Source organism: Microcystis sp. LE19-8.1F (assembly GCF_027531715.1).
GTDB classification, from domain to species: Bacteria; Cyanobacteriota; Cyanobacteriia; order Cyanobacteriales; family Microcystaceae; genus Microcystis; species Microcystis wesenbergii_A.
This window is the reverse complement of sequence record NZ_JAPZSO010000128.1, coordinates 48,110-60,167: the sequence shown is the minus strand read 5'-3', so window position 1 is coordinate 60,167 and position 12,058 is coordinate 48,110. Positions and strand designations below refer to the sequence as shown.

General features: G+C 43.4%; 8 protein-coding genes and 1 pseudogene. 3 read left to right on the top strand and 6 right to left on the bottom strand.

Annotated elements, in window-relative coordinates; genetic code table 11:
• The 3 genes and pseudogenes from O9334_RS12765 to O9334_RS12755 all read right to left on the bottom strand — a co-directional run.
• Positions 1 to 138 (bottom strand): annotated as a pseudogene (locus O9334_RS12765) (photosystem II D2 protein (photosystem q(a) protein)); the annotation flags it as partial.
• 325 nt (positions 139 to 463) lie between these two features.
• Positions 464 to 1,225, bottom strand: coding sequence for a lipoate--protein ligase family protein (locus O9334_RS12760; protein ID WP_288000429.1), 762 nt, complete (start codon positions 1,223 to 1,225; stop codon positions 464 to 466).
• Positions 1,188 to 1,664, bottom strand: a complete 477-nt coding sequence (locus O9334_RS12755; RefSeq protein ID WP_002801317.1) for a YbjN domain-containing protein — start codon at positions 1,662 to 1,664, stop codon at positions 1,188 to 1,190. Before O9334_RS12755 ends, O9334_RS12760 begins: the two co-directional genes overlap by 38 nt.
• Positions 1,665 to 1,856: 192 nt before the next feature.
• Here O9334_RS12755 and O9334_RS12750 point away from each other — a divergent pair, with 192 nt between their 5' ends.
• From O9334_RS12750 to O9334_RS12740, 3 genes are all read left to right on the top strand, one after another.
• Positions 1,857 to 2,489, top strand: coding sequence for a TetR/AcrR family transcriptional regulator (locus tag O9334_RS12750; protein ID WP_288000428.1), 633 nt, complete (start codon positions 1,857 to 1,859; stop codon positions 2,487 to 2,489).
• A 141-nt stretch (positions 2,490 to 2,630) separates the two neighbouring features.
• Positions 2,631 to 4,433, top strand: coding sequence for an alpha/beta hydrolase (locus O9334_RS12745; protein ID WP_288000427.1), 1,803 nt, complete (start codon positions 2,631 to 2,633; stop codon positions 4,431 to 4,433).
• A gap of 491 nt (positions 4,434 to 4,924) precedes the next feature.
• Positions 4,925 to 6,898 carry a serine/threonine-protein kinase gene (locus O9334_RS12740; protein ID WP_288000426.1) on the top strand — a complete coding sequence of 658 codons (1,974 nt, stop codon included), beginning with the start codon at positions 4,925 to 4,927 and terminating at the stop codon, positions 6,896 to 6,898.
• A 130-nt stretch (positions 6,899 to 7,028) separates the two neighbouring features.
• Here the strand turns inward: O9334_RS12740 and dxs are convergent, their stop codons facing one another.
• The 3 genes from dxs to O9334_RS12725 all read right to left on the bottom strand — a co-directional run bounded on the left by dxs (position 7,029) and on the right by O9334_RS12725 (position 11,859).
• On the bottom strand, positions 7,029 to 8,939 hold the full coding sequence (dxs, locus tag O9334_RS12735; protein ID WP_002803695.1) for a 1-deoxy-D-xylulose-5-phosphate synthase: 1,911 nt from the start codon (positions 8,937 to 8,939) through the stop codon (positions 7,029 to 7,031).
• A gap of 73 nt (positions 8,940 to 9,012) precedes the next feature.
• Entirely contained in the window at positions 9,013 to 9,783 is a 771-nt protein-coding gene (gene larB, locus O9334_RS12730) for a nickel pincer cofactor biosynthesis protein LarB (protein WP_008207304.1), read from the bottom strand.
• 327 nt (positions 9,784 to 10,110) lie between these two features.
• Positions 10,111 to 11,859 carry a ribonuclease J gene (locus O9334_RS12725; RefSeq protein ID WP_288000425.1) on the bottom strand — a complete coding sequence of 583 codons (1,749 nt, stop codon included), beginning with the start codon at positions 11,857 to 11,859 and terminating at the stop codon, positions 10,111 to 10,113.
• Between the last annotated feature and the right edge of the window lie 199 nt (positions 11,860 to 12,058).

Below are 12,058 nucleotides of genomic sequence, written 5' to 3'. Positions count from 1 at the left end.
TCCACCTAGGGCCATGAAGGCGCAGGGGAAGAGTAGTAAACCAGACCAACCGATGAAGACGAAACGGTCTCTTTTGAGCCAGTCATCGAGAGCATCAAACAGCCCTCTTTCTGGGGCGCGTCCGACAGCAATGGTCATGGGTATTTTTCCTCTTGCTTAACTGAAATCACGGGCAAGATTTCTTAACTTTTTTGAGTCTGGGATTACTCCCATTGTCTTATAAGATGGGGCGATCGATTGACTGGATTAGCTTGACTAAACTGGCTGCGATCGCCTGTTAATCCTCACAAACTGTAAAAGATTAACGTTTCTTAAACTAGCACAAGCTAGACAATAATTTCGAGTTTGGTAAGATTTTGGTTCCTTGCGGCCTCTATCTACCTTTAACCATTATTAGCAAAAAATTACAAATCTATACAACCTGACTCATAATTGATTTTTTATACACACAAAAGCTTTTTTGTCAATGAGTATTTATCTTCATTTTTTTAATTGATCGCCATTCCCAATCCTCGAGGGGTTGCTCTAGCAATTGACAATCAAAGCATTCCTCGGCGGCGGTTTTCAGGGTAGCGATAAGGGTTTCTAGGGTCAAATCTGGCGCTAAATTGAGCTTTGGAGGGGCGGCACTGGCGAAAACTTGCTCAAACAGCGAATTATCTTGATCTAGCACCATGGAACCATGTTGGAGAACATAGCAACCCCGTTGCAGTTGGGCGCTACCAATAAATTTGTTCCCCCAATTATCGACTAGATCCGCACCGGTAGCCGTACCGAAACAGTTAGCAGAATTAATATATCCCCGGCCGGCAGCACCGTAGGACAATTCTAGACCGAGATTTTGCCAGCCTGTGATTAAAAATTGACAGATTTGCTGGTAAACTTCCCTAATATTCCCCTTCATCCCCGAATTTACCACCATATAAGTCAAATCACCCTGATGTAGTACGGCCCGGCCACCAGTAGGACGACGAACTAGGGAGATTTTTTGACCTTGCCAAGTCAAATCACGCCAAAAATCGGGATATTGCCGTTGATGATAGCCCAAGGAAATGGCCGGGGGCGACCATTGATAAAAACGCAGAGTCGGGAGATGATGACTGCAACGGTGTTGTTCTAGTAACCAAGAATCGATCGCCATTTGTAGCTCTGCCGATGAGATAATTGGCGGGATATAACGCCAAATTTTAGCTGCCACCAAAGGATTCTCGTAACATTTCATCATTATTATCTGCTACCGTCGCCACGAGAGTAATTGCTCGCGAAATCTCCCCAGGAGACAAATCGGCCACAGTACGCTGAGAAATCACCACCACCTGATCATTCATAATGGCAAAATGAGATTCAAAGGTTTCGGCACAATTCATCGCTAATAACTTGCGGGTTAATCCCAATTCATCCTTAACGGGTAATTTCAGCACAGAAGACCACACCGTGAGAAAATCATCATCACTTTCCCCAGTTAACTGCACAAATACCTCAACGCTACCATACTGAAACTTCCAAAGATAACCTTTTTCTGTATGTTGTACCATAGCAGTATCATTCTGCTGCAGAGTAGAAATAACCGTTTCAATCATTTCTTGGTGACTGCTCGTACTAGCCAGAAATTCATCGGTCATTGACTCTATTGCTTCTGAAGTCGCTAAACTTTCTGTGGTCATAAAAATTCCCTAAACTCGATCGATCACAATCTTATCCCAAGGAAAAAGAAAAAAAGACATTCGGGTTGGGGAAGTGGGGTTTTAGTTGAATTTCCCCACTTCCCCAATTACTCAAAATTTTATGAAGCATTTGAGTAAACACCTGACTTGATCGATGACAATGGCTCTATCCCGTTCTAGCTGTCAATGATCATGCAAAGTCTTTTTCAACGTTCCCTAGCTGAGACCAATTCTGGGGAAGAAGATATCCGTAGTCGTATTCTACAGGCCGCTTTACGTTTATTTGCCGCCAAGGGTTATGAAGGAACCACGACCAAAGACCTAGCAGGAAAGGCAAATGTGGCAGAAGGAACTTTATTTCGTTATTTTCCCAACAAAAAGGCGATTTTAATCGAAGTGGCCACTAGGGGATGGGTGGATATTCTCACCGACTTGCTGACGGAATTGAGCGAAATGGGCAGTTATAAAGCGGTAGCGCAGGTGATGCGACGTAGGGTGTTGAGAATGCGAGAAAATAGCGATTTATTGCGAGTTTGTTTTATAGAAGCCCAATTTCACCCCGAATTAAAAGAGCGAATTCAATCGGAAGTAATTGCCAAAATGACCGATGTGGCCGAGGCTTTTTTTCAAACAGCGATCGATCGTGGTATCTATCGTCCCATGAATCCGAAAATTGTGGCCCAGGTTTTTCTAGGAATGTTCGCAATTGCTGGTTTTTCCAGTGAAACTATTTTAGATGCCAATGCTTCTCCCTTCGCTTTACAAGAAATGGCCGAAGGTATTGCCGAAATTTTTCTGAATGGAGTGTTAGTTAAAGAAGTTTAATTATTGCCTATTTTCCCTTTCTTCCCCGACGGTTAACTTTTCTCCTATCTCCTCACCTAAGGGAAGATTTTTGATTTTTGCAGGAGATCTAATAGGTTCCCGCTCTAGAATTTCTCTGAAAAACTAGCCCTAGTAATGCCGATGAAACTCCTCTCACAATTTTCTGGGAAATTGATCGCTTTTTGGCTAACTTTCTCCGGTTTTAGTGGTTTATTTTCCCCTATTCCCGCTTTGGCCGCTGAAACCCTGACCTTGCGCCTAGGAATGGTCGAACAGGATATTAATATTCAAGAGTTAGAACAATATGTGGAAACTGGAAAATTATCTCCGAATTTACAGTCCTATCCAACAATTTTAACTGCTGCCATCCGTCAAGGTTTAGAAAAACATCTCTATGTGGATAGTCAAATCGCCCAGCAATTTCTAGAAAATTTATTCAACGAACAGGAAGGCAAAAACTTATTATCTCAGTTAAATCAGGCTCTTCCCGAAAGTAATCCCACCAGAATTAAAGCCACTTTATCTCTGATTCTCCAAACCAATGATAAAGTTAATATCTTTAGTTTTTTAAAAGCCTATCCCCAGAAAAAACTTACCCTAGACTTATTAGCTTTAACCTCCATAGCTAAACAACTAAATCAAAATCGTTTTAAAAACATTTTGCTCACCTCGCTTTTAGAACACTCGTTAAGTGCAAGTGATTCCGTCAAATTACCAAATCAATTTTCTCCCGATCAAAGAGGAAAAAATTTGGTTTTTAAACAGACACAATTTTTCTATGATTCTATCAGAAATAGAGCCGTTAAAACCGATATTTATTATTCGGTTGATAGTCGCGGCCCTTTAGTGATCATGTCCCACGGTTTTGCCGCAGATCGGCGTTTTTTACGTTATCTGGCCTTCCATCTCGCTTCCTACGGTTTGACAGTGGTTTCTGTGGAACATCGCGGCAGTAATATTAATGCTTTACTAACCGCTGCTCAAGGTTGGCAAATTAATAATTTATTGCCCGCATCAGAATTTATAGAACGGCCGAAAGACATCAGCTTTATTCTCAATGAATTAACCGCTTTAAACAAGGATAATAACAGTGAATTTCGAGGTAAATTCAATACCCAAAAAGTCACAATAATTGGTCATTCTTTTGGGGGATATACTGCTTTAGCTTTAGCCGGTGCGCGTTTAGAACCCTCCCACACTCGTCGAGTTTGTCAATCCCTAACCCCCTTGGAACGTTCCCCCGCAGATTGGCTACAGTGTGCGGTGACAAAGTTGGCCTATAAACAAATGTCTTTTCGTGATTATCGCATCGATCGAGCTATAGTATTAAATCCTGTTATTGGTTCCCTTTTTGCCTCTAATCTTGCCTCGATCACGATTCCCGTATTGATGTTATCCTCGACAGAAGACGGGATCACTCCCATTATTGAACATCAATTACAACCCTTTGAAAACTTATCAGGAGAAAAATATTTAATCCTTGCTCATGGTGCAACTCACATGAGTGCCACGGATATTATTTATCTGAATAGCACCATGGGACAAAGTACATTAGTGCCAGAAGTAATGGACGAAAAAGCCAACCCTCTCCGGGAGATGATTAAAGGGGTTAGTTTAGCTTTTATCGAACAATCAACCTCTTTTTCTGACCAGTATCAACCTTATTTAAGTAGCAATTATATCGAGTCTTTTAACAGTAAAGCTATTAATTTTCGGCTCACAAAAAAGTTACCTACTACCGTCACAGCATTAGCCAATTTTTTGACAGTTAATAAAACCCCGATTAAATCCGACACTTCCCCAAAACCATCCTCTTGGTTAGAGGAATCATGGATAGCGATAAATAGTCTATTTACTCCTCCCAATTTCCGCACCGAAAGTCTCAGTTCAGTTTTTGGTGAACTTCTTGATTATACCGATCGCACCTTTGATCCTTGGAGTTAAAATAGGGTTTGCGGCAAAAAGTTTGTTGGTGGGGTTAGGAGTCAGTAGCCGGTCGTCGGTCGTTTCAGGCTTTGTTGCCCTCTTTTTTTGTACCAGTTTATATACTACAAGAAGGATAATGCCAGGTTTTTGAAGGTCTCAATCCTATATTCTTGCACTAACATCGGATTTTAACAGGTCAAAAGCCTTATTTTAAAAGGGTTTTACCATTATTCAGCAAGCCTTAAGTAGTAGTGCAAAATTAATTTCCTAGTCGAGACTCCGAGACAGCTAATCTAAGGATAGGCGGTTAAAATGCGTTTTAGCTTACTTAAGTAGGTAGGCGTTAAAAATTATCAGATGCCCCCCTTATCAAGGGGGGATTAAGGGGGGATCGAACCTAAAATCCATTTTTAATTTAATTATAACCAGCTACTTATGATAAAATGCTTTCAAAGACAGGTAAGGGAAAACTTGCAATTATTCACTCAATAAAATAACTGATATCCGAGATGAAACCCTGTTACTGCATTAATCCCGATTGTTCTCAACCAGAGCATCCGAGTAATAATAACTCGAATACTCGTTACTGTCAAAGTTGCGGCTCTGAGTTGTTGTTAAATGGTCAATATAGGGTAAGTCGGTTATTGAGTGATACGACCGGTTTTGGGGTTGTTTATGAGGCTTTTGAAGGTTTTACACCCAAAATCCTTAAGGTATTACAAGAAAAATGGAATAATGAACCGAAGGCAGTGGAATTATTTAAACGGGAATATGACGTTTTATTAGAGTTGAGTCGTCAAAATGTCACCGGTGTTCCTCGCGCAGATGCCTATTTTCAATATTCCACAAGGGAGGGGAAAATATTACACTGTTTAGTTATGGAAAAAGTGGAGGGGATTAATTTAGAACAGTGGCTAAAGCAGTATGATAAATTAAGTCAAAAACGAGCCTTAAAATGGCTGAGAGAAATCACTTTAATTCTCGATAAAATTCATCAACAGAATTGGCTGCATCGAGATATTAAACCCCCTAATATCATGCTGCGAAATAGTGGCGAGTTGGTGTTAATTGATTTTGGCACAGCAAGGGAAGAAACCCAAACCTATCATCAAAAGGTAAAAGGTCAACAGGTAACAGGTATTACCTCAGCCGGATATACCCCCAATGAACAACAACATGGCCAAGCAGTGATTCAATCAGATTTTCATGCTTTAGGACGAACTTTTGTGCATTTATTAACCGGAAAACATCCTTTAGAAATGTATGATCCGATTAATGATGTTTTACCTTGGCGAGAAGAAACGGAAAATATTCACCCGTTATTGTTGGATTTTATTGATGAGTTAATGGGAAGATTACCCAAGAATAGGCCAGCTAATACTAGGGTTATTTTACAACGTTTGGATGAGATTGAACGGCAATTAAAGTTACCTCCTATAACTCCTACTATACCATCTCCACCAGCACCAAATCCGCAGCCTGTTGTAACTCAAAAACAACCACAGGTTATTCCTAAGATTAATCCTTCTCCGCCGGTTTCACCCGTAGCTGTACCCAAAAAAACACCAGCACAACCGGTTAAAAATAATAATCTGAGAAATGGATTAATAGCGCTCAGTGGCGTTTTGTTATTAGGAATAGGAATAACTCAAGGTTACGGTTATTTAAAATATAAAAGATTTCCTGTAACTCCTCAATTTTTGATTTCTGGTTTAGTAGATAATCCATCTCTTTATAAAACCCTTACTGGTCATTCTGACTGGGTTAAGTCAGTAGCATATAGTCCCGATGGCCGCTATTTAGCTAGTGGTAGTGATGACAAAACTATCAAAATTTGGGAAGTAGCAACCGGAAAAGAACTGCGTACCCTTACTGGTCATTCTAGTGGGGTTTTGTCAGTGGTATATAGTCCCGATGGCCGCTATTTAGCTAGTGGGAGTGCTGACAAAACTATCAAAATTTGGGAGGTAGCAAAGGGAAAAGAATTGCGTACCCTTACTGGTCATTCTGACAGGGTTAGGTCAGTAGTATATAGTCCCGATGGCCGCTATTTAGCTAGTGGTAGTTGGGACAAAACTATCAAAGTTTGGGAGGTAGTAACGGGAACAGAATTGCGTACTCTTGCTGGTTATTCTGGCTGGGTTTGGTCAGTAGTATATAGTCCCTATGGCCGCTATTTAGCCAGTGGGAGTTGGGACAATACTATCAAAATTTGGGAGGTAGCAACGGGAAAACAATTGCGTACTCTTACTGGTCATTCTAGCGAGGTTTGGTCAGTAGCATATAGTCCCGATGGCCGCTATTTAGCTAGTGGTAGTAGTGACAAAACTATCAAAATTTGGGAGGTGGCAACGGGAAAAGAATTGCGTACCCTTACTGGTCATTCTAGTGGGGTTACGTCAGTAGTATATAGTCCCGATGGCCGCTATTTAGCTAGTGGTAGTAATGACAAAACTATCAAAATTTGGCGAGTGGGACAGTAAACTTGTGTTGGGGGTGACAGCAATAACTTTTGTCTATCAAAAATGAGCGCTGAAGATGATATTATCTAGAGCAAAAAAAAACAGTCTTCCCTGATTTTTCGGGAAAACTGGACAAGCTAATCTTGAGATTTTAACCGACGTTAGCGGTTTGTTTTTGGCTAAAAAATGCCGCTAAAACCTGTTGGGCAATCTGGGGACTGGTTAAACCCAAATCAGCGAAGGATTCCTCTGGTGTTGCGTGGTCCACTAATTTATCGGGAACCCCGAAACGCTTGACAGGAACTAGAATATTAGCATCCTGTAAAGCTTCCAAAACCGCAGAACCAAAACCACCCATCAAACAACCTTCTTCTAAAGTCACCACTTTACCAAGACGTTGGGCAAGGGGAAAGATAAGTTCTGTATCAAGGGGCTTGACAAAACGGGCATTAACCACTGTGGCTTCGATGCCGTGTTCGCTGAGGATTTCGGCCACCTGTAGGGAAGTGTTGACCATAGTGCCGTATCCTAACAGGAGAATATCATCGCCACTGCGGAGAATTTCGCCCTTACCGATGGGTAAAGCTTCCCAACCTTCTTCCATCAGGGGAACCCCTAAACCGTTGCCCCGGGGGTAACGCATGGCAATGGGGCCGCTGGTATGATTAATCCCGGTCACGACCATTCTTTGCAGTTCCGCCTCATCTTTCGGGGCCATAATGGTCATATTGGGGATACAACGCAGGTAGGCGATATCGTACATCCCTTGGTGGGTCGGTCCATCGGCCCCGACAATACCGGCCCGGTCCATGCAGAAGAAAACCGGTAGATTTTGAATGCAGATATCATGAATAATCTGATCAAAAGCCCGCTGCAGGAAAGTAGAGTAAATAGTGACAACCGGGCGCATTCCTTCGCAAGCAAGACCACCAGCGAGAGTAACCGCGTGTTGTTCGGCAATTCCCACATCGATGTACTGTTTCGGCAGTTTTGCTTGAAATTTATCTAATCCCGTCCCCGTGGCCATGGCGGCGGTGATACCGATAATGCGCGGGTCATTTTCCGCCAATTTAGTGAGAGTATGCCCGAAAACTTTGGAATAAGCGGGAGGTTTCGGTTTACTGGAGGGAATCGGTTTACCCGTGGCTAAATTAAAGGGATTTTGGGCATGATAACCCACTTGATCTTTTTCGGCCCATTCGTAGCCTTTGCCTTTAACGGTGGCAACGTGGACGAAAACCGGTCCGTGGACCTTATGGGCCTGTTTAAAAGTGGCGATTAATTCGGGAATATTATGACCATCAATCGGGCCAAAATATTTAAAGCCCAATTCCTCGATGACTGCGCCAACTTTGGGAACTGCTAACCGTTTCATCCCTTCTTTGACTCGTTCCATTTCCGGAGTGAGGGAGTCACCGAAGAAGGGTAGATTTTTAAATTGTTCTTCGAGATTATCGGCGATAAACTGGACGGGTTCGCTCAGACGAACTTTATTGAGATAGCGGGAAATTGCCCCGACGTTGGGGGAAATGGACATTTCGTTATCGTTGAGGATAACCATGATGTTGGTGTTCGGTAAATGTCCAGCATGGTTAATCGCTTCTAGGGCCATACCCCCGGTTAAAGCACCATCCCCGATGATCGATACCACCTTGAAATCTTCCCCCTTGGCATCCCGGGCTAAAGCCATTCCTAACCCCGCAGAAATGCTCGTGGAGGCGTGTCCAGCCCCAAAATGGTCAAATTTGCTCTCGCAACGTTTTAGATAGCCCGCAACGCCGTTTTTTTGGCGCAGGGTGTGAAAATCGTTATAGCGACCGGTGAGGAGTTTGTGCGGATAAGCTTGGTGTCCCACGTCCCAAAGGACTTTATCTCGATCGAGATCGAGGGTTTGGTAAAGCGCGATCGTTAGTTCTACAACTCCTAACCCCGGTCCTAAATGTCCACCAGTAGCGGCGATCGTCTGGAGGTGTTTTTCGCGAATCTGACGGGCAATATCTTCTAATTGACGGAGTGACAAACCATGTAACTGGTTGGGATGAGTAATTTCACTTAGGTGCATATCGGCTTCTTTTTCAAAGTAGTTTATCCCTATACCAACTGTATAGGATCTTCAGCCTGAGATGAGGGAAAATCTAGGCTAGTCTCGCCGCCGTGCGTAAAATTTGGCCGGCTAACATGGCAGCCCCAAAACCATTATCTATATTAACCACACCGATGCCGACCGCGCAGGAATTGAGCATAGTTAACAAAGGAGCAATACCGCCGAAACTGGTTCCGTAACCGATACTGGTGGGAACGGCGATCACTGGGCGATCGACTAATCCCGCTACCACACTTGGTAAGGCTCCTTCCATTCCCGCAACAACAATTAACACATCGGCGGCATCCAGTAGATGGCGATGATTCAAGAGGCGATGAATTCCCGCTACTCCCACATCCCAGAGACGCTGCACGGAAAAACCGCATAATTGAGCAGTAACCGCCGCCTCCTCCGCTACGGGAATATCGGCAGTTCCCGCCGTTAGGATGGAAATTATCCCTTTTGGGGGATTTTCTGGAGCGGCTGCGGCAATGGCACAGATGCGAGCCAAGGGATAATAAACTAAGTCCGTTACCTGTTCCTGTAGCTGGGCCGCTATCTCTGCTTCAATGCGAGTGGCCATAACCACGGGACTATTTTGACGCAAAACATGGATAATTTGGGCGATTTGAGCGGTGGTTTTACCCGGCCCCCAGATAACCTCCGGAAATCCCGTTCTTAATTGACGATGATGGTCAATCTTAGCGAAGTCTTCCACCGGTTCAAAGGCCAGATGTTTAAGTTTATCTAAGGCTGTCTCCGGGTTAATTTCTCCCCTGGCAACGGCGGTCAGCAGCGATCGCAAATCGGCAGCATGGAACATGGTCAGTTATCAGTTATCAGTTATCAGTTATCAGTTATCAGTGGGTAAGTTAACAGTTATCAGTTATCAGTTATCAGTGGGTAAGTTAACAGTTATCAGATTTGAGTTTTAAGTGAGCAGTAAGTACCTAAGCAAAATTAATTACACATATCTAACCACCTCTTGCCTCTTGCCCCTTGCCTCTTGCCTATCTTCACTAGGAAATTAATTTTGCACGACTACTTATGTGTTAAGTGACCAGTATTAAATAGCAGTTTCTTGCCATCTTTTCACTGTTTACTGATCACTGATTACTGATTACTGATTACTGCTCACTGCTCACTGATATTAGGAGGCCATGGTAGCTGCGGGACGACGGCGGCGATAAGTACGATTGTTCGCTGGTTCTGTTGCCGCCGCTTGCAGGAGGAAAATCACTAGAGGTTGACTCTTTAACTCCCGTTTGATTAAACGTTGCAAAGTCGTCTCGATTTCGGCCCGTAAACCGGCCCAATCTTGGTCCCCCGTGGCGGTTTTAAATTCACCACTGCGATCGCTTAAACAGCGTTCGATCGCCCGAATAATTAACTGATTCAGCAGCGAGATTTCCACTTTTGTCACCACACCGCGCAAATTAATCTCTGGAGGTGCGCTTAATTGCCCCTCAGCGTTAACGAAGGCGGCGATCGTAATCACACCATCTTCGGCTAACTGTTGTCTTTCCTGCATAATGTGTTCGTGGACCACACCCGCTTGATCAACTAACTCGATTCCCGAAGGCACTGGTGCGCCGAGGCCAATGCGATCGCCAGTTAACTCGATCGTGTCACCATTTTTGACAATTACCATATTTTCGGCGGGAATACCCATACTTTGGGCCATCTGAGCGTGTTTGACCAGCATTCGGTGTTCTCCATGCACTGGCACAAAAAACTTCGGCCGGGTCAAAGATAGCATCAATTTATGGTCTTCTTGGGAACCATGGCCAGAAACGTGAATTCCCTTATCGCGTCCGTAAACTACGTTAGCACCCTGCATCATCAGGCGATCAATCGTATTGACCACAGCGATGGTATTACCCGGAATCGGATTAGCGGAAAAGACAATCGTATCCCCCTGACGCACGCGAATATGAGGATGTTCACCCTTAGAAATCCGCGTCATGGCCGCTAAAGTTTCTCCCTGGGAGCCTGTGGTTAAAATGACGATTTTTTCATCGGCTAAATTGCGGGTCGCTTTTAAGGGTTCAAATAGATCGTCGGGACATTTTATATACCCCAAATTGCGCGCATGAGCGATGACATTTAACATCGATCGACCCACTACCACCACTTTCCGGTTAAATTTCTGGGCCAATTTCAACACCAGATTAATCCGATGCACTGAGGAGGCAAAGGTAGTGATCATAATCCGTCCCGTTGCTTGGTTAAAAACCCGCTCTAACCCGGGATAAACGGAAGCTTCCGAGGGAGTATAACCGGGTACTTCCGCGTTAGTGGAATCACTCAATAAACATAGCACCCCTTTCTCGCCATGTTCGGCAATTTTTTGTAGATCAAAAAATTCGCCATCCACGGGAGTATGGTCAATTTTAAAATCTCCCGTGTGAATAACTACCCCTAAAGGAGTGTGAATTGCTACACAAAAACTATCGGCGATCGAGTGGGTATTGCGGATATATTCCACCATGAAAGATTTACCTAAACGCACCATTTGCCGAGGAACTACGGTTTCTAATTTGGTACGATTTGCTAATCCTGCTTCTTCCAATTTATCCCGCAATAAAGCCATCGCTAGACGCGGACCGTAGATAATTGGCACATCAAATTGTTTGAGATGGTAGGGAATGCCACCGATATGATCTTCGTGACCGTGGGTGACGATCATACCCTTAATTTTATGGCGATTTTCCCTTAGATAAGTCATATCGGGAAGCACTACATTCACCCCGTGCATATCGTCGGAGGGAAAAGCTAAACCGGCATCCAGGAGAATAATCTCATCATCGTACTCAAAAACACAGGTGTTTTTGCCGATTTCGTGTAGTCCTCCTAGGGGAATGATCTTTAGTTTTGCTTGGGTTTTATCTTGATTCATTAGGTATCCTTTGATGGTAAGTTATGGTGATTTTTCAGGTGGGTTTTTTGGACGGGAAATCTCAAAAAATGAATAGTTAGAATAAGTCGAACTAGGGAAATAACACCTAGCTAAATTCACTTAGTATCAATACTTTCTAGCAGTTCTAAACTATATTTCTTTTCTTCTAGTTAAGCTATTAATATTATAACCTACTTTC